General features: G+C 36.3%; 21 protein-coding genes and 1 tRNA gene. 14 read left to right on the top strand and 8 right to left on the bottom strand.

Annotation, left to right across the window (positions count from 1 at the left end; all coding sequences use genetic code 11):
* Positions 1–19 precede the first annotated feature (19 nt).
* Together GFO_RS16330 and GFO_RS16325 are read right to left on the bottom strand one after the other, a co-directional pair.
* A complete protein-coding gene (locus GFO_RS16330; RefSeq protein ID WP_011711300.1) occupies positions 20–691 on the bottom strand; it encodes a haloacid dehalogenase type II in 672 nt (223 codons plus the stop codon).
* Positions 692–851: 160 nt separating this feature from the next.
* Positions 852–1,061, bottom strand: coding sequence for a hypothetical protein (locus GFO_RS16325; protein ID WP_011711299.1), 210 nt, complete (start codon positions 1,059–1,061; stop codon positions 852–854).
* Between the two features lie 383 nt (positions 1,062–1,444).
* Here GFO_RS16325 and GFO_RS16320 point away from each other — a divergent pair, with 383 nt between their 5' ends.
* From GFO_RS16320 to GFO_RS16305, 4 genes are all read left to right on the top strand, one after another.
* A complete protein-coding gene (locus GFO_RS16320; protein ID WP_011711298.1) occupies positions 1,445–2,185 on the top strand; it encodes a hypothetical protein in 741 nt (246 codons plus the stop codon).
* Positions 2,186–2,372: 187 nt separating this feature from the next.
* A complete protein-coding gene (locus GFO_RS16315) occupies positions 2,373–3,305 on the top strand; it encodes a sensor histidine kinase (RefSeq protein WP_232501934.1) in 933 nt (310 codons plus the stop codon).
* A complete protein-coding gene (locus GFO_RS16310; RefSeq protein WP_011711296.1) occupies positions 3,292–4,074 on the top strand; it encodes a LytR/AlgR family response regulator transcription factor in 783 nt (260 codons plus the stop codon). Before GFO_RS16315 ends, GFO_RS16310 begins: the two co-directional genes overlap by 14 nt.
* A gap of 225 nt (positions 4,075–4,299) precedes the next feature.
* Entirely contained in the window at positions 4,300–4,875 is a 576-nt protein-coding gene (locus GFO_RS16305; RefSeq protein ID WP_011711295.1) for a phosphatase PAP2 family protein, read from the top strand.
* A 39-nt stretch (positions 4,876–4,914) separates the two neighbouring features.
* Here the strand turns inward: GFO_RS16305 and GFO_RS16300 are convergent.
* A tRNA-Arg gene (locus tag GFO_RS16300) sits at positions 4,915–4,986 on the bottom strand.
* Positions 4,987–5,093: 107 nt separating this feature from the next.
* Between GFO_RS16300 and GFO_RS16295 the strand changes: the two genes are divergently transcribed.
* From GFO_RS16295 to GFO_RS16275, 5 genes are all read left to right on the top strand, one after another.
* Positions 5,094–5,393: a hypothetical protein gene (locus GFO_RS16295; RefSeq protein WP_011711294.1), complete on the top strand. Its 300-nt coding sequence runs from the start codon at positions 5,094–5,096 to the stop codon at positions 5,391–5,393.
* 66 nt (positions 5,394–5,459) lie between these two features.
* Entirely contained in the window at positions 5,460–6,149 is a 690-nt protein-coding gene (locus GFO_RS16290; RefSeq protein WP_011711293.1) for a DUF2490 domain-containing protein, read from the top strand.
* A 47-nt stretch (positions 6,150–6,196) separates the two neighbouring features.
* The gene (locus GFO_RS16285; RefSeq protein ID WP_011711292.1) at positions 6,197–7,183 is read left to right on the top strand and encodes a DUF1028 domain-containing protein; all 987 of its coding nucleotides are present in this window, start codon (positions 6,197–6,199) and stop codon (positions 7,181–7,183) included.
* Positions 7,184–7,216: 33 nt separating this feature from the next.
* Entirely contained in the window at positions 7,217–7,582 is a 366-nt protein-coding gene (locus GFO_RS16280) for a hypothetical protein (protein WP_011711291.1), read from the top strand.
* A gap of 58 nt (positions 7,583–7,640) precedes the next feature.
* Positions 7,641–8,792 carry a DUF3095 family protein gene (locus GFO_RS16275; protein WP_011711290.1) on the top strand — a complete coding sequence of 384 codons (1,152 nt, stop codon included), beginning with the start codon at positions 7,641–7,643 and terminating at the stop codon, positions 8,790–8,792.
* 14 nt (positions 8,793–8,806) lie between these two features.
* Here the strand turns inward: GFO_RS16275 and GFO_RS16270 are convergent, their stop codons facing one another.
* Together GFO_RS16270 and GFO_RS16265 are read right to left on the bottom strand one after the other, a co-directional pair.
* Positions 8,807–10,360 (bottom strand): M20/M25/M40 family metallo-hydrolase, encoded by a 1,554-nt coding sequence (locus GFO_RS16270; protein WP_011711289.1) that lies wholly within the window; start codon positions 10,358–10,360, stop codon positions 8,807–8,809.
* A gap of 271 nt (positions 10,361–10,631) precedes the next feature.
* A complete protein-coding gene (locus tag GFO_RS16265; protein ID WP_011711288.1) occupies positions 10,632–11,462 on the bottom strand; it encodes a DUF5602 domain-containing protein in 831 nt (276 codons plus the stop codon).
* Positions 11,463–11,643: 181 nt separating this feature from the next.
* On the opposite strand from GFO_RS16265, the gene GFO_RS16260 reads away from it, so the two are divergent.
* Both GFO_RS16260 and GFO_RS16255 read left to right on the top strand, forming a co-directional pair.
* On the top strand, positions 11,644–14,019 hold the full coding sequence (locus GFO_RS16260) for a S9 family peptidase (RefSeq protein ID WP_011711287.1): 2,376 nt from the start codon (positions 11,644–11,646) through the stop codon (positions 14,017–14,019).
* A complete protein-coding gene (locus GFO_RS16255) occupies positions 14,016–15,272 on the top strand; it encodes a cysteine desulfurase-like protein (protein WP_011711286.1) in 1,257 nt (418 codons plus the stop codon). The genes GFO_RS16260 and GFO_RS16255 overlap by 4 nt, the downstream gene beginning before the upstream one ends.
* Before the next feature lie 28 nt (positions 15,273–15,300).
* On the opposite strand, the gene GFO_RS16250 is transcribed toward GFO_RS16255, so the two are convergent.
* Both GFO_RS16250 and GFO_RS16245 read right to left on the bottom strand, forming a co-directional pair.
* Complete coding sequence (locus GFO_RS16250) at positions 15,301–17,442, bottom strand: glycoside hydrolase family 97 protein (RefSeq protein ID WP_011711285.1); 2,142 nt, start codon at positions 17,440–17,442, stop codon at positions 15,301–15,303.
* Positions 17,443–17,608: 166 nt separating this feature from the next.
* Positions 17,609–18,751 (bottom strand): cystathionine gamma-synthase, encoded by a 1,143-nt coding sequence (locus GFO_RS16245; protein WP_011711284.1) that lies wholly within the window; start codon positions 18,749–18,751, stop codon positions 17,609–17,611.
* Positions 18,752–18,889: 138 nt separating this feature from the next.
* Here GFO_RS16245 and GFO_RS16240 point away from each other — a divergent pair, with 138 nt between their 5' ends.
* The 3 genes from GFO_RS16240 to GFO_RS16230 are packed head-to-tail and all read left to right on the top strand — an operon-like array spanning position 18,890 to position 20,977.
* Positions 18,890–19,678, top strand: coding sequence for a DUF3298 and DUF4163 domain-containing protein (locus GFO_RS16240; protein ID WP_011711283.1), 789 nt, complete (start codon positions 18,890–18,892; stop codon positions 19,676–19,678).
* Between the two features lie 50 nt (positions 19,679–19,728).
* The gene (locus GFO_RS16235) at positions 19,729–20,082 is read left to right on the top strand and encodes an arsenate reductase family protein (protein WP_011711282.1); all 354 of its coding nucleotides are present in this window, start codon (positions 19,729–19,731) and stop codon (positions 20,080–20,082) included.
* The gene (locus GFO_RS16230) at positions 20,075–20,977 is read left to right on the top strand and encodes a DMT family transporter (RefSeq protein ID WP_011711281.1); all 903 of its coding nucleotides are present in this window, start codon (positions 20,075–20,077) and stop codon (positions 20,975–20,977) included. The genes GFO_RS16235 and GFO_RS16230 overlap by 8 nt, the downstream gene beginning before the upstream one ends.
* 12 nt (positions 20,978–20,989) lie before the next feature.
* On the opposite strand, the gene GFO_RS16225 is transcribed toward GFO_RS16230, so the two are convergent.
* Positions 20,990–21,337: a hypothetical protein gene (locus GFO_RS16225; RefSeq protein WP_011711280.1), complete on the bottom strand. Its 348-nt coding sequence runs from the start codon at positions 21,335–21,337 to the stop codon at positions 20,990–20,992.
* Between the last annotated feature and the right edge of the window lie 52 nt (positions 21,338–21,389).

Raw genomic sequence — 21,389 nt, 5'->3', positions numbered from 1 at the left:
TTTAGTTAAAGTAATTCGCTTAACATCCCAATTCCAGGGCTAAAGTTAGAATATCACTGGTTTCTATAGTTGGTTTTTGAGAGAGTGGAAATATAAACTTTCCCGGACGTTGAATAAAAGCGGTTCTTAAGCCTGCCCTCATAGCTCCGGTTATATCCCAACCATGTGCTGCTACCATCATGGAATTTTCTTTTTTAGTACCGGCTTCTTTCAATACAAATTCATAGGTTTCAGGATGTGGTTTATATTTTTTAACCGGATCTACACTTAGAATTTTATCAAAATATTTCGAAAGACCGGCAAATTCCAATTGTTCTTTTAATACAGAAGGTTTTCCGTTACTAAAAGCGATTAATTGGAGGTCAGTTTTCTGTAATTTTTCCAGTCCTTCCACAACATCGGCATAGGCTTCTAATTGACTTATTGGTTTTAAAATGTCTTTTATTTCTTCTTCGGAAAACTCTTTATCATATTTTTTGGCATTCATTTTTAAAATTGCCGCTGCAATCTCGCTAAAATCATGATATGTATTCGTCACACTTTCCACCAAAGAATATTGGAGCAGTTCTGCAAACCAGACATCTGTAGCCTGATTATTTCCTAGTGCTTCATTTATACTAGTCTTTAAGGGATCCAGATCCAATAAGGTTTCATTTACGTCAAAAATCAGAGTTTTAATATTCTTCAGCATATTCTACTAATTTAAAAAATCTGGCAGGAATAGCTCTAAAAAATCTGCTAGCTTCCGAATTATAATAGAGGTGCGGGGGAATAATGGAATTTACACCTCTGATTAAAAGCTAATCTATTTGCACAAGGGTAGTAATACGCAAAAATTCTATACGTATTTTTTAGTAAGGTGCAGGCGGATTGGTTTTTAGCATTTCTGGTAATGATCTTTTATTATCATTGAAAGATGCCGGTGTATACGTTTGAGCCGTGAGAAAAAATACCAGTAACGCAATTCCCGTTATTAAAATGAATTTAAACAGAAGGCTGATAATAGTAGTATCGGCATCTGTCTGTTCGATCAATTTGATTTGGTGCAAAAAAAATCTCATATAGTCTGATTTATCAGTAAAATAATTACTGTAGGTTTCGAATTCAGCTATTATAAGTAGGGTATAGTTGGGGTATTTGCAATTTACGAAGACATTAGCCTTAAATTTTTGAGCACTTTAAATAGTTTTCAACCAAGCTATTAACAATTTTTGAGTGGTAATTTAAATCGATCTATGTTTTCTCATAAAAATTGAAACTTATCAAAGACCAATAAAAGTGAGCGGTCTATTGCAAATAAGAGAGTGCTGTGCTAAAATCGTTTAATCTGTTTTTTCCTTTATTCATTCGATATTTTCCTGCACTCATTACTTCTACTTTGTCGTGTTTTTTTTATAGCGCTAGTATTGCTTCAAATAATTAAACACTCAAAAAAATAAATACAATGAAAAATATCAATCGAGAATTAGTGGTCTTAAGAACGTTTGCAATATGCACAGTAGCAGTTATAACTGCAATGCTATTATTTGCTTTTAAAACGAAAGAAAATCAAAAATTTGGAACTATTGATGTTGAGCGCATCAATATTGTAGAATCTGATGGCACCGTTAAAATGATAATTACTAATGTAGAACAATTTCCAAATGGATCGGCTACAGTAAATGGTAGAGAAGTCACTAAAAACAGAAAAAAGCGCTCTGGAATGCTATATTTTAATGAAGATGGGATTGAATGTGGCGGATTTATATATGATGGTGCTAAGGATGAAAATGGCCATAGCTCCGGGCTTTCATTAACCTATGATCAATATGATGGTGATCAAGTGATGCAACTGAGAAATATTGATTTTAAAAAAGGAGAGGAAAGAATGGTGAGTAGTTCATTAGTTTTTAATGACCGCACGGCCAATTTAACCCAGCAAGAAGTCACTAAAGTCATGGAAGAACTTGAGCTTATCGAAGATAAAAAAATAAGAAGACAAAAATATAAAGAATATGCAGATCAAGGACTTATTGGTGCAACTCCAAGAATAGTCTTAGGAAAAACGGGAAGTCAGAATAATGGATTGTTTCTATTTGGAGAAAATGGGGAGACAAAAGCTATGTTTTATGTTGATAAAGGCAATAATGTAAAGCTGGAAGTATATGATGATGAAGGAAAAGTAACGAATTCATGGCCAGAATAGTTACCCCTTAATTTCAAACTTCCTTGAAACCAGACAACTATGTTTTTAAGGAAGTTTCTTAATTTGCCTCTCCATGAAAAAACTATTGAATTTTTTACAGATTGACAAGTATTTCATACTATTCATCTTTCTCTTAAGCTATGTCCTAGTCGTAAATAATAGAATCGTAGTAGGTCAAAAATTGAAAATGGCATTTCTGCCAGATGGACCCGTTGGACAATTTTTAGCAGCTTTTACTATTTTTATTTTAATCAAAGTTATTGTCAATTATTTAGGCAGAAAGGATACACAAGAAGTAGTCAATCTAAAAACATATTTGAAATACTTTGGCATCGCCTTCGTATTATACCTTTGCGCTTCAAATTTATTGAATATCATAATAGCGCTAATATTCGATACGGTGTCCAGAAATTTCAATACTCAAACCTTATTAAGTGTAAATATGAGTCGAATTGTTGAATTCATATTATTTGGAAGCCTATATCTAGCTTATTTGTATTCAAAAGAGAACAATTCTTATAGAATTGCCATTAATGAATATGATAAAGCAATTGCATCAAGTAAAATTCAGCAACTAAAAGCTCAACTCAATCCACATTTTTTATTTAACAATCTCAATACACTTGACCAACTTATTGAAGAAGATAAAGATAAAGCGAGCAGTTTTCTACATCATTTTTCAGAATTATACCGCTATTCTTTAATTACCTCAGAAAAAAAACTGGTGCCTTTACAGGAAGAAATTGAGTTTACCAGAAATTACTTTAAGCTAATGGAAGAAAAATATTTGGGTTATTATTCTTTAAATTTTAATCAAAAAAATATAAAGCCAAAGACAATGGTTCCGCCTTTTTGTTTACAAATATTAGTAGAAAATGCCATAGAGCATAATTTAGGTACCATCGAAAATCCTGTGCATATTAATGTCTCTATAGGGGAAAACATCCAGGTATCAAATAATAAAATTATAAAGCAACAAAAAAAAATTGATGGTGGAAGGGCACTTAAAAACCTTTCTATTCAGTTTCGTTTATTAGGAAGTACTAATATCGCCATCGAAGAAAACGATACTCACTTTAAAGTGACATTGCCATTTATAAATAAGAATGCAGATGTATAAAATACTTATAATTGAGGATGAGGCCCCCGCCAGAAAAAAACTTCAAAGATATATTGCGCAGGCTTGTAATTCGTTCAAAATTGTGAAGGAAATAGAAACAGTCTCAGATCTAAAAGTGCTTTTATCAAAAACGCAGGATTTTGATCTTATATTTTCAGACATAGAATTAAGAGATGGTAATGTTTTTGAAGTTTATAAAGACGTTATCTTACATTGCCCGATTATTTTTGCTACTGCCTATAATGAGTTCTTCATAAATGCATTTGAAGCTAACGGGATAGCTTATCTTTTAAAGCCATATTCATTCGAACAATTTTCAAACGCCTGGAATAAATTCATTAGGTTAAAAGGCGATTCTGCTCCTAATTACAATGAATTGATTGGCACAATAAACAATTTCATTAAAGAAGGTCAAGAAAACAATGTTGAATATAAAGATCAATTCGCTATAAAATCTGCTAAAGGTATTTATTTCCTAAAGGTGGATTCTATAGTTTGTTTTCAAGCAGATCAAGGAATTATTTTTGCTTTTGATGAAACGAACAAGAGACACACAATGCCTCAAAAAGTATTTAATGAAATAGAACTGCTCTTAGATCCCAAAAAGTTTTTTAAAATCAATCGAAGCGAAATCGTACACCGAAAGTTTATTGATAAGCTTGAAAGATATAACAAGAATATTCTATCTGTATTTTTAAATTCTGATAGAAAAATACTAAAGACAAGTCAAAATAAGACTAGTGATTTTAACTCATGGTTAGGAATATAATCTGAAACCACGAATCCTATTTTGAATATTCTCTCTATAAACGCTAACACTTTAAGGGTGAGTCCTATAATCTATATCGATCTGTTGCTTTCTATCGTGAAAATTAATCTATTATCATAAATATGAAATGTTCCTTTAGATTGATTTCCCTTTTTCATATACATTTATGGCAAACTGCAACGAATATTTAATCAATCATTAGCACAAGATTCAACAGCCTACTATATGCAAAACTTTAAGTCTCCAAAAGTGGCAGCCATTATTGTTTTTTGCCTGCTATTCTTTCAACTTTCAATAGCTCAGGATACAAGTGAAACACTTCCGGAAGTTGGTACCACTCAAAAGATCGGAGATGTTATTCTAATAGCACTCCCTGCTGCAAGCCTTGGAACCAGCTTTATTATCGGGGACTATGACGGCGCCTGGCAATTTACTAAAGGTCTTATACTCACAGGAGCGGTAACCTACGGTTTAAAATTTGGTATAAATAAACAAAGACCAGATATGAGTAATGACAACTCCTTTCCCTCAGGTCACACTTCTACCGTTTTCCATAGTGCAGGATTTGTGCATAGAAGATATGGTTTTAAATATAGTATTCCCGCCTATGCACTTGCTGGTTTTACAGCCGCAAGTAGAATTGATTCTAAAAAACATGATATTCTGGATGTTATTGCAGGAGCTGCAATAGGATTAGGGAGTAACCTGCTTTTTACAACAGAATATCAACAAGAGCATATGCAGCTCACATTCTCCAGTGGAGATGGGAACTACCTATTGGGATATACTTATAGTTTTTAGAACACAGAAATTTCTTTAGTATTGATAAACCCCTAAAAGTAGCCTCACCAGGAATCGAACCTGGATCTAAAGTTTAGGAAACTTCTATTCTATCCATTGAACTATGAGGCCGTTTGCTTAGCAAAAATAAGCGGATTCTATTAAAAAATAAAGAGCTTTCTGAAAACTTCAATTTTTCCAATTTCAAATCAATTATTATATACTTCTAAAGGTTAGCTATGAAATTATTTTACCTGGCAAGTTTTTTATTTTTTCTACTAATACAAACTGGTTGTAGTTCAGGAAATATAGATGACAAATCACTGTATACTGGTATTATCCAATCTACGGATATTACCAGTTATCAATATGGAACTCACAGCCTCGAAACCGAAGATGATTTCTATGCGCTAAAAAGTAACACTATAGATTTAAATAAATATGTAGATCAAAAAGTGAAAATCGAAGCAACTCAAATCCAGGGATACCCGGTTGATGGTGGCCCAATATATCTTCTGGTAACAAAAGTTAATAAATAACCAGTTACGTACTAAAGCTTGTATTTACCGCCGCACGATTTTATATTTGCGGAAAAAATTTAAGTTTTGAAAAAAATATTTAGTCTACTTCTGCTTACGCTATTTTTTAATGTTAACACCAATGCCCAGGTCAATGAAGATCAAACTGGTGGATGGTATATGTATTTCTGGAATACAGAGTTCGGTGAATCAAAATTCGGGCTTCAGGGAGATGTTCAATACCGAAACTGGGATGTAATTGGTGATTTAGAGCAATTGCTGCTAAGGGCCGGAGTAACTTATAGCCCGAATGAAAATGTAAAATTGACTTTGGGGTATGGAAATATAACTTCCGGAACTTTTGGCGATTCAAATGATACCTCTACAGAAAGCAGGATCTATCAGGAAGCCTTACTTCCCCATAAAATTTCTTCAAGAATATATCTAAAACATAGATTTAGATATGAACAAAGATGGGTAGAAGGTCAGGATTTCAGAACCAGATATCGTTATAACCTCTTTTTAAACATTCCGCTAAATCAGGCTACCCTCAACAAAAATGCTCTCTATCTGGCATTTTACAATGAGGTGTTTATTAATGGCCAGAAAGATATAGGAGATGGAAGGCGAGTGGAGATTTTTGACCGCAACCGGCTTTATGGCGCCCTGGGATATGCCATCAAAGATAACCTAAAAGTCCAGGCAGGATATATGGAGCAGACATTAAATAACCATAGTAAAGGCCAGATTCAACTAAGCCTGCATCATAGCTTCTAATATCTTTTGGCTTTTAGTACCTTTAGAAATTAATATATAATCATCTTATGAAAAAGATCATACTTCTGTTTTGCCTGTTTGGCAGTCTTCCTTTAATATCTCAAAACATTGAAGGTGTTACTAAAGATGCCTTTGCACACACCTTTTCAATAGTCGCCAGAGATACAATTACCGGCGAAATGGCTGTAGGAGTTCAAAGTCACTGGTTTTCGGTGGGCTCTATAGTCTCGTGGGGAAAGGCAGGAGTTGGCGTGGTCGCCACCCAGTCTTTTGTAAATCCTGCTTATGGTCCCGAAGGTCTGGAACTTATGGCTAACGGTGTTCCGGCAGAACAAGCTTTGACTGAATTAGTAGAAAAAGATAACGGAAGAGACTTCAGGCAGGTTGCCTTTCTTGACGCAAATGGAAATGTTTCCGCTTTTACAGGAGAGAAATGTGTAGAAGCTGCGGAAGATCTTCAGGGAAGAAACTTTTCAGTACAGGCGAATATGATGCTGAATGACAAAGTGGTTCCCGCTATGGCCGAAGCTTTTGTAAGATATGCAGACTATCCGCTTGCGGAAAGAGTTGTAGAAGCACTTAAGGCCGCTCAGGAAGCCGGTGGTGATATTCGAGGAAAACAATCTGCTGCTTTAGTGGTGGTAGGTCCAGAACGTACTGAAAATGCCTGGGAAGAAAAAAAGATCGATCTAAGAGTGGATGATCACGAAAATCCAATTCAGGAATTATCCAGACTATTGAAAGTAAACCGTGCGTATGACCATATGAATAAAGGAGATCTTGCTGTAGAAGCTGGTAATATGGAAAAAGCCCTGGAAGAATATGGAACCGCAGAAAAAATGTTCCCGGAAAACCTGGAGATGAAATTCTGGAAAGCGGTTGCTCTTGCCAATAGCGGCAGAATAAATGAAGCAAAACCGATATTTCAAGAAGTATTTAAAGCCGATAAAAACTGGAAAGAAATGATCACAAGACTCCCTGCTTCAGGAATTCTAACTATTTCTGAAGCCGAGCTAAAAGAAATTACCGAATAATTTAAATACCTTTATAATATTAAATCACTAGTTATGAAAAGTTTAAAGATTACCTCCCTGATATTGATTTGCTTCCTTTCTGTACTCACATTCTCATGCAAGGACGAAGAAAAAGCAACTGAGAAAGAAGAAGTAACTGCAGAGAACCCTTCTTCAGAAGAAATGAAAGATAATATGGCGAAAAGTGGAGATACCAAATACAATCCTGCACATGGGGTTGAAGGCCATAGATGTGATCTTCCGGTTGGAGCTCCATTAGACAAGGCCAATGCTTCTGCTACTCCTCAAGAGATGACCAACTCTCCGGTAAGATTACAGAGTGCCGCTCCTACGATAAATCCACCTCATGGTGAACCGGGACATGACTGCTCAGTTCCTGTTGGCGGCGAATTGAATTAATGATTGTATTTGTTCTGTATCATAGAAATTCTTACGCTGTTTTCACGACCTAAAGTTTATGAAAAGCACTACTAGTTTCTATTCAGATCTTCCTGTGAACGATTCATCTATAAGCAAGCTTATAGGAGATAAGACCAAATTCTCAAATCTACCGGCAGATTGGCATATTTTGGTTGCCGATATTCGTAATTCTACGGCGGCAGTTCAAAATGGGAATCATAATCACGTTAATCTTGTGGCGACCGGTTGCGTAATTGCCATATTGAATCTGGCTGAAGCTCACGGCATTGCTGTTCCCTTCTTTTTTGGAGGGGACGGTGCCAGTTTTCTTATTCCTGAAAAAATCAGGGAACAATCACTTTCAGTACTTGAAAAACATAATAGAAATACGAAGAAAAACTTTGGTTTTAGTCTCGCCATAGGTTCTGCAAACGTAGCAGATATTTACAATGAAAATATTGAACTGAAGATTGCCAGGGTTAATGTAAATAAAACCCTCAATATCCCTGTAATTCTGGGAAACGGACTTCATTTTGCTGAAAATAAAATTAAAACAGAAAATTCTCCGAAAGAAATAACTCCAGACGATACCCGACTGAACCTAACCGGAATGGAATGCAAATGGGATCGAATTAAACCACCTAAAAAAGATCAGGAAGTAATTAGCCTAATCATCGCTGGTTGTGGAGAAACAGATTTTTCAAAAGTCTATTCAGAAATAATGGGGTCTATAGATAAAATTTTCGGCTCTATTCGACGAAGAAAGCCAGTATCTGTTAGAAGGCTAAAAATAAAAGCAGGCTTACAAAGAATTAAAGATGAGATGAAGATCAAACTTGGTAAGTGGAGCTTTACCCAATTTGTAAAAAGTATTATGGTTGCTAATTTCGGGGAATTCTATCTTCGAAATACAACTTCAGGTAAAAATTATCTTCAAAAACTAGTAGAACTTTCAGATAATCTTACGCTGGATGGCCGCATAAATACAGTGATTACGGGAACCAGTGATCAACGTAAAAGAATCATCGCCTACCTTGATAAACTTGAAAACCTGAACTTAATAAAATATGGGTATCACGTAAGTGAAGAAAGTATTATGTCCTGCTACGTAAAAGATATGAGCACAGACCAGCATATTCATTTTATAGATGGCGGTAATGGTGGATATACAAAGGCAGCTAATCAACTAAAATTGAAATTTCAGGATTAACTGCCTTGTTATATTTAATTTTCTATCATTCCCTTTCTCTCAGCATCCCTTGGTTCTGGCCAGGTCATTTGCTCTCCGCTCCTTCTACTCATTGGTAATTTGATCTTTTCCCTGGAAGTCTTTTCAGAATCTTCACTTGCCATATAAGCCAATACCGCAGTAAGAATTACATTATTTCTTACATCATCAAAAACGATCTTATCGTAGGTATCCCTGTTGGTATGCCAGGTATAATTCCAGTAATCCCAGCTTAATGAACTCAGATTAAATGCCGGAGCTCCTGCAGCTACAAAAGATGCATAATCTGAACCTCCTCTTCCCGGGGTTCCAGGAAAATTAGTTTCAATATGCTCGGTAACATTTTCTGGAACTTCATACAACCAGCTACCCAGGTAATCATAGGCATTCAAGAATCCGTTTCCGGAGATATTCACTACTCTACCGGTACCATTATCCTGGTTGAAAAGCACCTGCATATTTTCAACAATTTCAGGATTATCTTTTACAAAAGCTCGTGAACCATTTAAACCCTGCTCCTCACTTCCCCAATGGCCTACAAGAATTGTTCTTTTTGGATTTGGATAAAGCTTTTTCAGAATTCTCATAGCTTCCATCATTACAATAGTTCCTGTACCATTATCAGTTGCTCCGGTCGCACCATCCCAACTATCAAAATGCGCAGACAGGATTATATATTCTTCAGGCTTTTCACTTCCTTTAATTTCAGCAATTGTATTAAAAGTTGGTACCTCGCCCAATTCTTTAGATTCTGCTACCACTCTTATTTCCGGCTTATCGCCATATTCAGCTAAACGGTATAGTAAACCATAATCTTCAAGAGAAAGATCAAGGGTTGGGATCTCTTCTGTAGATGCTGAAAATACTTTATTTACTCCAAATCCTCTGGACCAGTAAGAACTTATAATACCTTCCGCACCTGCCTCCTCCAGCGCCTTTGGCAATTCTCTTCGAGAAAGTCCGGTTTTACCAATTCGCTCATCCCATAGATCACTAAGAGAGTCACGCTCTGCCTTCATTTTCTCAAATGATTCTTTGGTAGCCCATTCTTCCCAGTTATCATCTGGTCTACCCGTTGGCTGCGGCATGGAGATCATTACGAATTTACCTTTTACCGATTTAATTTTTTCAAGAAAATCAATTGAATCTTTTGCTTCAGGGATAATCACTACCTCAGCAGTTATCGGTTTTTTTCCGGTAGAAGGGCTCCAGGCAAGTTGTCTTCCTTCCAGACTTTGAATTCTGGGAGAAACCATATCTATATGCGTAATTCCTCGTTCCCAGCCTTTCCATTTCCCATACTCTTCATTGCGAGCTGAAATATCCCAGTTTGAGTACTTATTTACCGCCCAATCATGAGCATTTTTCATTTGAGGTGTTCCAACTAATCTGGGGCCAACAACATCAAGAAGCTCATGAGCCAGTTTTTCTAATTGAGAATTGTTCTCAGCTTCCTTGACGATCTTCTCCACCATTTCCTGCTGAGATTGCGCAGAAACCAGTGAAACTGTAAGAAAAAGTAAGCTTAAAAAGGTAAATTTTTTGATCATAGGTTCAATTTTTTTATATCCGTTTTTTGTTTTATAGTTATTTCGTCACCCTGAATTTATTTCGGGATCCCAGGTTATTGCCCGGATTATTTGTTTTCTGATATTCTGAAAAACTTCAGAATGACATCTTTTATCAATTTAGGGCAATTTACGGATACGCGATTTTAATTTTAATTAAAAGCCTAAGATATATTTTTTCAGAATAACTTCTAATCATTAAAAAAGCCACTTTGATAAGAAGTGGCTTGTTTTTTTGATTCCTGAGAAAGGATTATAGTCCGTCTTCCCAGAACATATCGGTCAATTCAACTCTATATTGTTTTTTGACCTCATCATACATAATTTTATAAGAATTAGAATAATATCCCGGTTTTTCATAGGCACCTAAAGGAGTTATCACATAAGAATCTTCAAAATCCTTTGCTTGAAGATATTCGGTGGTAATCATAGGTTCATAGAACGTAAATTGAGAATTATAAGAACCATAAATAAAGGTTTCGTCAAAAGTATCAGAATGAATTTGCTCTTCCGAGATCCAATGCCTGCCCATTTCCGGGATCGTTGCCGGCTCATACTCATAATTAGATGGCCAGGTGGAAGAATGAGGAAGATCCAGTGCTTCACCATCATCCACCATAAAAGGAATACTCAATTTTTCTTCTACACTAATCCAGTAAAAATGAATGTCAAAATGTTCCTGCATAAAAACCGGTCCGGGATGTCCCATTGGATTATACCCAAAATCGATATGATTAACGATAAGTCCCCGAGCTTTAGAATGGAGTTCCAGAGTGAGGTTTAACGCTTCATTCCCCAGATTTTCCAGGGCTTTTTCTGAAAACAGAACGCCTATAGAAACCGGTTCTCCCTCATGGTTAATTGATACATAGCTTCTGGCAACACCATTTCCTATAGGTTGTGCTGATCCATAAAAATCATTGACTTTTTCTACCGGCTTACTTCGTTCAGCTTTTAGGTTTGAAGTGTTGATCTCAAGGTCTTGAGTTGGAATGTTTTCCTGTTCACAGGAAGTGAAGCTAATAATAATAAAAGAAAAGAGTGCGATTTGGAGCGTAACGTGAAAACTTGATTTTTTCATCATAACGCTAATTTTTGGTTTAGCTCAAAATTACAAATTATTACTTAAGTTACTGAATTTCAGTAGGTAATAAATTCCTACATATTAATTTAAGTAAGTTTTAAAAATCCAAAATTTGCCTAACTTGTCAACGTCCGGTAAAAATCGGATTTTTATCACTGATTAATTTCAATTTAAGTCCTTTATGAAATCTAATTTTGCCAATTACCTATTATTTTTTTTCAGTTTAACCCCTCTGTTTATTTCAGCCCAAACTTCCGATCTCAGCATAGAAAAAGTTATGCAAGATCCAGACTGGATGGGAACTTTTCCAAATTCGGTGCGTTGGGGAATACATGGTGAGAATATTTATTTCAATTACAATCCTGAAAAAAATCCAGCCGATTCCCTCTACAGAATTTCTATCAATAATCCGAAAAAGATACTAAAGGTTACGGTAAAAGAACAACAGGAATTAATTCCTGAAAGTGGTAATTTCAATGATTCCAGATCCTTGAAGATCTTTACTGAAAAGGGGGATCTTGTTTTATATGATATGAAATCCAGGAAGAAAAAGGAACTTCTTGATCTGCCTTTTTCTATTAATGACCCCGAATTTCTAAACGATAATGAGCGTATAGCTTTTAAAGCTGAAGACAATGCTTTTATCTATGATCTTGAAAAAGGGAGCATTCAGCAGCTTACCTCTATAAAATCTGGTTTTAAATCGGATAATGCTGATAAAGAATCATCTGATAAGGATGAATGGGTGAAAAATGAGAATCTTGAATTGCTTGAAGTGGTAAAGCAGCGAAAAGAAAAGGAAGACAATTCTAAAGCCTATAGAGAGTCGATTAAGGAAAAGGAAGATTTCATTTTCTACTTAGAAGATCGTGATCTTAGAAATCTTGAGGTTTCCCCAAATGGTAAATATGCCGGTTTCAGCATTATAGACCGGGAAAGTGGAGAGAATACTATTGTTCCCAATTATGTAGATGAGAGTGGGTATACAAAAGACATCTCTACGAGAAGTAAAGTGGGAGAGATGGATTATTCGGCAGAACTGGCGCTCTATAATTTTGAAAAGGACACCGTATTTATAGTAGATGTTTCGGGACTTCCGGGAATCGCTAAACTTCCCGATTATACTTCAGATTATCCAGACAAAGAGTGGAAAGAAGAGCCAAGAGGGGTAATCCCATCGAACATTCATTTTTCAGAAAATGGAGAAAAAGCAGTGGTGAACCTAAGATCTACCGATAATAAGGATAGATGGATCGCACTTCTCGATCTTGAAAAAGGAACCTTGAAATCTATTGAGCACCAACGTGATGAAGCCTGGCTTGCAGGCCCCGGAATTGGATATACCTACTACGGATATGAGGAATTAGGCTGGTTGCCAGATAATAAGCACATTTATTTCCAGAGTGAAGAGACTGGATATTCTCATTTATATATTCTGAATGTTGAAAATGGTAAGAAAAAAGATCTTACTTCAGGAGATTATGAAGTCTTTGATCCTTCACTTTCTAATGATAAAAAACACTGGTATTTCACCTCTTCAAAAATGCATGCAGGAGAGCGGCATTTTTATAAAATGCCGGTAATGGGCGGTAAAATGGAACAGCTTACTTCTATGACGGGTAAAAACGATGTAAAGCATTCTCCAAATGAAGAATATATGGCGATCACTTATTCTTATATGAATAAACCTGAAGAACTATATTTAAAAAAGCCAGGATCAAAATCTGAACCTCAACAGCTCACCAGCGGACAATCTGAAGAATTTTCTTCCTACGACTGGAGAGAACCGGAGTTAATAAAATTTAAAGCCAGCGATGGTGCTATGGTTCCCGCCAGGCTATATGTACCCGAAGAAGCTGCTAAAAATGATGCAGCAGTTGTATTTGTACATGGTGCGGGATATCTTCAGAATGCCCATAAATGGTGGTCCAGTTATTTTAGAGAATACATGTTCCATAATTTGCTAACTGACCTTGGTTATACAGTTATAGATATTGATTACCGAGGCAGCGCAGGTTATGGACGAGACTGGAGAACAGGAATTTATCGCCATATGGGAGGTAAAGACCTCAGCGATCAGGTAGATGGTGTTAAATATCTTCTTGAAAATCATAATATTGATCCTGAAAAAGTTGGTATTTATGGAGGAAGTTATGGAGGTTTTATTACCCTTATGGCTATGTTCACTGAAGCCGATACATTTAAGGCCGGAGCAGCTTTGAGATCTGTTACAGATTGGGCACATTATAACCATGGGTATACTTCCAATATTTTAAATGAACCTTCTAAAGATCCTATCGCTTATCGCAAATCTTCACCAATTTATTTTGCTGAAGGTCTGGAAGGAGATCTTTTGATCGCTCACGGAATGGTAGATGTAAATGTCCATTTTCAGGATGTGGTAAGGTTGTCGCAGCGACTTATAGAATTAGGTAAGGAAGACTGGGAAATGGCTCTTTATCCTGTAGAAGATCATGGTTTTGTGGAGCCAAGTAGCTGGACAGATGAATACAGAAGAATTCTGGAATTATTTAATGAAAGTTTATTAGCTAAATGATAGATATTGAATTTGTAAGAAAACAATTTCCTGCGCTGGAGAGAGATTTTATTTTTATGGATAATGCCGGTGGCTCCCAGGTTTTAAGCAAAGTCGCCGAAAGGATTAGTGGCTATCTACTGCATCACAACGTGCAGTTGGGAGCTTCTTATAAAGTTTCCCAGGAAGCGGGTGAAAAATTGAAATATGCCACCTCCAGAATTGCAGAATTGGTAAATGCTTCCAGAGATGAAGAGGTAATTATAGGTTCTTCTACCACTATGCTTTTGCGAATTCTAAGTTTGAGTATTAGCAAACAATGGAAAAAGGGGGATGAAGTAATCGTAACAGATACAGATCACGAAGCCAATGTCTCTCCCTGGATGGATCTTAAGGAAAAAGGCATAGAAGTAAGAATATGGAAAGTTAATCCTGAAACTTTGGAACTTGATCTTTCAGACCTGAGAAAGCTGATGAATTCCCGTACAAAACTGGTTGCGGTTACTCATGCTTCCAATGTCCTGGGTACGATAAATCCCATAAAAAAGATTGCGAAAGAAGTTCATAAGGCTGGAGCACTTATTTGCGTTGATGGTGTTGCTTACGCACCGCATAGAAAAGTAGATGTACAGGATCTGGACGCCGACTTCTATACTTTTAGCTGGTATAAAACCTACGGACCTCATCTTGCAGTGATGTATGGAAAGCATCAGAAACTGCTGAAACTGGACAGTTTAAACCACTATTTTATAGGAAAGAAAGATGTTCCCTATAAATTACAACCCGGAAACTTCAATTTTGAGCTAACATATAGCACGCTGGGAATTATTGAATATTACGAAGATTTATATAAGCATCATTTTAATGCCAAACCAATTAGTTTTTCTGAAAAACTAACCAAAACCTTTGAGATGATTTCCTCTCATGAGGAAAAGCTCGCAAGGCTTCTACTAAATTATTTAAATGAAGTTTCGGAAATAAAGATTATTGGTAGCACTAAAACTGATGCTTCAGTGCGTGTTCCTACGATCTCTTTTGTCCATTCAAACCTAAAAAGTAATGAAATTATTGAAAAAGTAGATGACCATAGAATTGGGATTCGCTTTGGAGATTTTTACGCTAAGAAACTCATAAAGGTTTTAGATCTGGAGAAAAAGAATGGAGTGGTTAGGGTAAGTCTTGTTCATTATAACACCCTTCAGGAGGTGAACAAACTCATTAGAGTTTTTAAGGAAATTTTTTTAAACAAAAAACCCTTCAAAATTAAATTCTGAAGGGTTCTTCTAAATGTCCTAAAACTGACTATAGTTTTTTCAGATCTTTCATTTCAGATTTCTCAGCTTCCATAATACTGATGGCATAACCACCGCCGGGAACAGACTTCTGTGAAAGTTTAGATTTACTGTTTACTCTGTATTTTTTGATCTCATAAGCCTGAGGATTGGTTTTATAGTGCGCATCTGGAGCATCTGAATAAACTGTCGCTACATAATTTTTCCCTTTCTCAAGGAAATCAAATTCAATTTTAGAAGTTCTGGCCTCATTTCCATTTACATTTCCAACGAACCAGTTACTACTCCCCTTTTCTTTTCTGGCCACCGTAATATAATCTCCCGGTTCTGCTTCCAGATATTTGCTCTCATCCCAGTCTAAAGCTACATCCTTAATAAACTGAAAGGCATCCGGAAATTTCATATAATTCTCTGGAAGATCTGCCGCCATTTGCAACGGACTATACATCGTCACATACAATGCCAACTGATTTGCAATGGTACTATTTACATGAGAATCATTGTCTGGATTCAGTTTACTTATATCCATTTCAAAAATTCCAGGGGTATAATCCATAGGCCCACCTATCAACCTAGTAAAAGGAAGAATTGTCACATGATTTGGTTTGGAACCACCAAACGCCTGGAATTCGGTTCCTCTGGCAGATTCATTCCCTATAAGATTAGGATAGGTTCTTCTTAAGCCTGTAGGACGAACCGCTTCATGTGCATTGACCATTACTTTGTAATCTGCCGCTTTTTTAACGGCAAATAAATAATGATTTATAGCCCATTGCCCATAATGATGTTCTCCCCTCGGAATAATATTTCCAACATAACCACTTTTCACAGCAGGATAATCATACTTATTCATAAACTGATAAGCAGTATCCAAATGACGCTCATAATTTCTGATGGCACCTGAAGTTTCATGATGCATCATCATTTTCACGCCTTTACTCTTCGCATACTCATGAATTCCTTCTACATCAAAATCTGGATACGGAGTTACAAAATCAAATACATAATCTTTAGACTGCCCAAACCAGTCTTCCCAGCCCTGGTTCCAACCTTCCACTAAGACCGCATCAAAACCATGCTCGGCAGCAAAATCTATATACTCTTTTACATGTTCTGTATTTGCTGCATGTTTTCCGTTAGGTTCGGTTTTAGAATAATCTGTTTCTCCTAATTTTATGGAAGCCAGCTCATCTGTATATGCCCATGAACTTTTTCCGGTGATCATTTCCCACCAAACTCCAATGTATTTAACCGGTTTGATCCATGAAGTGTTTTCAATTTTATTCGGTTCATTAAGATTCAGGTTCATATTAGAAGCCAGAATATCACGGGCATCGTCGCTTACCATAATCGTTCTCCATGGAGAAACCGCAGGAGTTTGTAAATACCCCTTATTTTCAACTGCGTCTGGAGTTAACCAGGATTCAAAGATCATATTCTCATCATCCAGGTTTAAATTCATCAATGAATAATCAACTAAAGCTGCTTCATGAAGATTTATATATATACCGTCTTCAGTTTTCATCATCAGGGAAGTTTGCACCCCGGTTTTAGAAAATTGTTCCTGGGAAGCATTGGGTTGAACCGCTCCATCAAATTTTTCCCTAATCTCCGAAAGTTTAGATTCGGTATAATCATATTCCTGTGAATCATAGTCCCCCGGAATCCAGAAAGCAGTATGATCTCCCGTCATAGCAAATTGCGTACGCTCCTCTTCAATCACAAAATAAACCAGATCTTTTTGCTCCGGAAATTCATACCTAAAACCAAGACCTTCATTAAAAAGTCTGAAACGAACGATTAATTTTCTCCCTGTTTCTTTCTGAACCAGGTTTACTTCAAGCTCGTTATAATGGTTTCTTATCTCTTTTGACTCTCCCCAAACCGGAGTCCAGGTATTATCAAAACTGGATTCTTCAGTGCTCTCTACACTGAAATTCGCCAGTAGATCTTCTTCCTCTTTAAGTTGAAGGCCAAGTTTACTGGTTTTCACCACATCGTTTCCTTTAAAGGTGAGATTATAAACCGGGGTTCCATCTTCCTGCAAAGAAAAATTCATTTGCAGATCACCATTTGGTGATTGGAAACTTTGGGCTTTAGAGAAATTTATTCCAGCGAAAAACAGGAGGGAAAAGATTACTATTTTTTTCATAATTGATATTTTATATAGAAGCTATTTTAAATTTGGAAACGTCATCCTGAATTTATCTCAGGATCTCAACTGCTATAAACCAACAAATATAAGTTGATATGAGTTCAGCTTAACACAAAGTATTTTTAAAGGACAACTCCTGAAATTTTTATTACTATTTAATTGACTATCCTATAGCCTGACTAAGATCGGCAATAAGATCTTCTTCATCTTCAATTCCAACACTTAATCTAATTAATGAATCTACCACGCCAGTCTTTTCTCTATCTACTTTTGGAATTGAAGCATGCGTCATACTTGCCGGATGTCCCGCCAAAGATTCAACTCCTCCAAGAGATTCAGCAAGAGTAAATATTTTAAGTTTTTCAACAATTTTAGTGGCGCTCTCTAAGGTGTTTGCTTTTGTCGTAAAAGAGATCATTCCGCCAAAACCAGACATTTGTTTTCTGGCAATATCATGATTTGGATGATCTTCAAATCCTGGCCAGTATACTTTATCTACTTTTGGATTTGATCTAAGAAATTTCGCAACCGCTGCTCCATTTTCACAATGACGTTGCATTCTAATATGAAGGGTTTTAATTCCGCGAAGCACTAGGAAGCTATCCTGTGGCCCACATATAGCACCGCTTGCATTTTGTATAAAATAAAGTTTATCTGCCAGTTCTTTATCATTAACCACCAGGCCTCCCATCACCACATCACTATGGCCTCCAAGGTATTTGGTGGCACTGTGCATAATGATATCGGCTCCTAAACCTAAAGGCTGCTGAAGATAGGGTGTCGCGAACGTATTGTCTACTGCTAACAACAAATCGTGTTTTTTAGCAATTTTTGAAACTTCTGCAATATCTATGATATTCATCATAGGGTTTGTTGGTGTTTCTACCCAGATAAGCTTTGTATTCTCATTGATATACTCTTCTATCCCTTCAGCATCCTGCATTCCTACAAAATGAAACTTGATCCCAAGACCTTCAAAAATTCGGGTGAATAACCTATAAGAACCTCCATAAAGATCGTTCGTAGAAATAATTTCATCTCCGGGTTTAAAAAGCTTCAATACGGCATCTATCGCGGCAAGCCCAGATCCAAACGCAAGACCAAAATTGCCATTTTCAAGACTGGCCAGGGATTTCTCTAAATTTGCCCTTGTTGGATTACCACTTCTGGAATATTCAAATCCTTTATGCCCCCCGGGAGTGCTTTGTGAATATGTAGTAGTTTGATAAATTGGAGGCATTACAGATCCATATGCCGGATCTACATTCTCCTGACCTCCGTGTATCGTCTTCGTGTTAAATTTCATAATAGAAATAAGACTTTTCCATTAGTTGTCCCTTACGAACTTTCCAAATGGAAAAAAGTGAAAAACAAATGTAGTGCGCCTGTTGGGCAATCACAAAATTGCCTTTACCTTTATCCTATTATTTAACACCCAGGTATCGTGAAAAGAATTTTGTTACCGCTGCTAATGGCCTTAGTAGCTATAGGCTGTGCAGATGAGAAAAAAGAATCTCAAAATGAAGTTAAAAAAGGGCTTAGTTTTTCATCAAAAACCATTGAAAAAAGACTTGATAACTGCAAGCCTGAACAAGGGGAGTGTACTTTTATAAGCATGACTTTTCCAGTTGCTGAAAATGGCACGGGAGAATCGCAGAACATCAATAAACATATAGAGCACTTTCTTATAAACACCATAGATTATCAGGATGAAGGCGGAGTAGAAAAACCTGAAGAGCTAGCTGTAAATTTTATTAAGAATTATAAAGAGACTGCCCAGGAATTTCCTGAATATGAATTGCCCTGGGAAGCTACGATCAATGGTAAAGTGGCATATAAAGATGCTAATCTGATTTCGCTGAAATTCAATACAGATATTTTTACCGGTGGGGCTCATGGTTACCGCAGTACAAGATATATGAATTTTAATGCTGAAAATGGGGTCATCCTTGAATCTAAAGACTTATTTACTTCAGAGTTTATGGAGTACGTAGAAAAGGATTTTAGAAAAAAACAGAAAATTGCTATGGCTGAAAATATTAATAGCACCGGAATGTTTTTTGAAAATGATGAATTTCATCTTCCTATAAATATTGGCGTTACAGCAGAGAGTATAATACTGCATTATAATGCCTATGAAATTGCACCTTACTCAGCAGGAAATTTTATCATGACCTACCCAAGGACTGAAATTGAGGAATTTTTAAAATTAAGTAAGAAGCCAAAAGCATAGCGGAATTTTTCGATTGAAAATTGCGTTCTTTACTTCTAAAATATCTGGTTATGAAAAAAGTATATTATTTGTCTACCTGTGATACCTGTAAGAGAATTTTAAATGAACTTGAAGTACCAGATTCATTCATTAAGCAGGACATCAAGTCTGAAAAAATCACTGAAGAACAATTAGATGAGATGGAGCAGCTTTCGGGAAGCTATGAATCTCTTTTCAGTAAAAGAGCGAAGCTTTACAAGGAAAAAGATCTGAAAAACGAAGATCTTGATGAAGGCCGTTTCAAAAACCTCATTCTGGAACATCATACTTTTCTCAAAAGACCGGTAATCATCAATAACGATAAAATATTTATAGGTAATTCTAAAAAAACCGTAGCCGAAGCTAAAGAATCTATTCATGGATAATAGCCGTCTTTTGGCTATTCTGGCCGCCTTTGCCGCAAGTGCTATTTATGGCGTAAACCATACGTTAGCAAAAGGTTTGATGCCACTGTATATTGAGCCCTTCGGGTTTATTTTATTAAGAGTTAGCGGAGCCGCAATTCTATTCTGGATAATAAGTTTGTTTGCTCCCAAAGAAAAGATCGCAACTTCAGACTGGCCCAGAATACTTGGATGTGCAATTTTTGGAATGGTCATCAATATGCTTTTCTTCTTTAAAGGCTTAAGCCTGTCTACCCCAATTAACTCTTCAGTAATAATTACATTATCTCCGGTAATGGTACTTATTCTTGCTTCCATCCTCATTAAAGAAAGAATTACCTTATTAAAAACCTTAGGGATCATCATTGGGATGGCCGGAGCACTGGTTCTGGTACTTTTTAGTTCGGGAGAAAATTTTAATGCCCCCAATGTTCCTTTAGGAAATGTGCTTTTTATTGTGAATGCCTTTTCTTATGGACTTTATCTAATTTTAGTAAAACCACTCACTAAAAAATATCACGCGATCACCCTGATGAAATGGCTATTCTTCATCGCTATTTTCATCAATCTTCCGGTAACTTATAATGAATTCGTTGCAGTTGAATGGGCAAGTTTACCATTTGATGCTATTTGGAAAATGGGATTTGTAGTTCTGGGAACCACTTTTATGACCTATTTACTAAATATTTATGCCCTGAAACAATTATCTGCATCTACCATAAGCGCATTTATATATCTTCAGCCACTAATCGCGATTACCTTTGCAATTTCTGTGGGTGCCGATAAATTAACCTGGACAAAAGGAGTGGCCGCAGCTTTAGTATTTATTGGAGTTTATATGGTAAGTATTAAAAAGACAAAAATAAAGACGAACTAGATCGCAAAAAAATTAAGCCGACCTATAATTTGTAAGCAACCAGGTAAGGAAGACTGCCACGGCAAAACCTATATAAAAATTTCTTGCCAGGCCCCCTTCTTCCGCACCAAGATAAAATGCCAGGCCAACCAAAGCAAATGAAACTATAAGTTCTATAACTCCGTGAAGCTTAAACGAAATTAGTTTTATTACTCCAAATTCAAAAGATGTAAGAACAGTGAGTAACAGGTGAACCCCAGCTAAAATATAGGCGAAAGTAGCAGCTAATTCCGGTAAACCGAAAATCGTTGGCGAAAGCACCAAAAATACGACTACAAGATAATCGATGATTCCATGAAAGCGGGAATTTATAACTTTCATAAGGCGATGGTTTTTAAAAATTTATATCCGATTTTTGTCCTATTGTTGTTTT

It is taken from the genome of Christiangramia forsetii KT0803, from assembly GCF_000060345.1.
Taxonomy (GTDB): Bacteria; Bacteroidota; Bacteroidia; order Flavobacteriales; family Flavobacteriaceae; genus Christiangramia; species Christiangramia forsetii.
This window is presented reverse-complemented; position numbering and strand designations above follow the sequence as displayed.

Coding starts and splice junctions, on each gene's coding strand:
- GFO_RS16250 (WP_011711285.1), bottom strand. CDS start 17,442: ATGAAAAAAATAGTAATCTTTTCCCTCCTGTTTTTCGCTGGAATAAAT.
- GFO_RS16310 (WP_011711296.1), top strand. CDS start 3,292: ATGCAGATGTATAAAATACTTATAATTGAGGATGAGGCCCCCGCCAGA.
- GFO_RS16285 (WP_011711292.1), top strand. CDS start 6,197: ATGAAAAAGATCATACTTCTGTTTTGCCTGTTTGGCAGTCTTCCTTTA.
- GFO_RS16315 (WP_232501934.1), top strand. CDS start 2,373: ATGGCATTTCTGCCAGATGGACCCGTTGGACAATTTTTAGCAGCTTTT.
- GFO_RS16255 (WP_011711286.1), top strand. CDS start 14,016: ATGATAGATATTGAATTTGTAAGAAAACAATTTCCTGCGCTGGAGAGA.
- GFO_RS16260 (WP_011711287.1), top strand. CDS start 11,644: ATGAAATCTAATTTTGCCAATTACCTATTATTTTTTTTCAGTTTAACC.
- GFO_RS16225 (WP_011711280.1), bottom strand. CDS start 21,337: ATGAAAGTTATAAATTCCCGCTTTCATGGAATCATCGATTATCTTGTA.
- GFO_RS16230 (WP_011711281.1), top strand. CDS start 20,075: ATGGATAATAGCCGTCTTTTGGCTATTCTGGCCGCCTTTGCCGCAAGT.
- GFO_RS16320 (WP_011711298.1), top strand. CDS start 1,445: ATGAAAAATATCAATCGAGAATTAGTGGTCTTAAGAACGTTTGCAATA.
- GFO_RS16295 (WP_011711294.1), top strand. CDS start 5,094: ATGAAATTATTTTACCTGGCAAGTTTTTTATTTTTTCTACTAATACAA.
- GFO_RS16325 (WP_011711299.1), bottom strand. CDS start 1,061: ATGAGATTTTTTTTGCACCAAATCAAATTGATCGAACAGACAGATGCC.
- GFO_RS16235 (WP_011711282.1), top strand. CDS start 19,729: ATGAAAAAAGTATATTATTTGTCTACCTGTGATACCTGTAAGAGAATT.
- GFO_RS16280 (WP_011711291.1), top strand. CDS start 7,217: ATGAAAAGTTTAAAGATTACCTCCCTGATATTGATTTGCTTCCTTTCT.
- GFO_RS16265 (WP_011711288.1), bottom strand. CDS start 11,462: ATGATGAAAAAATCAAGTTTTCACGTTACGCTCCAAATCGCACTCTTT.
- GFO_RS16270 (WP_011711289.1), bottom strand. CDS start 10,360: ATGATCAAAAAATTTACCTTTTTAAGCTTACTTTTTCTTACAGTTTCA.
- GFO_RS16275 (WP_011711290.1), top strand. CDS start 7,641: ATGAAAAGCACTACTAGTTTCTATTCAGATCTTCCTGTGAACGATTCA.
- GFO_RS16305 (WP_011711295.1), top strand. CDS start 4,300: ATGCAAAACTTTAAGTCTCCAAAAGTGGCAGCCATTATTGTTTTTTGC.
- GFO_RS16330 (WP_011711300.1), bottom strand. CDS start 691: ATGCTGAAGAATATTAAAACTCTGATTTTTGACGTAAATGAAACCTTA.
- GFO_RS16245 (WP_011711284.1), bottom strand. CDS start 18,751: ATGAAATTTAACACGAAGACGATACACGGAGGTCAGGAGAATGTAGAT.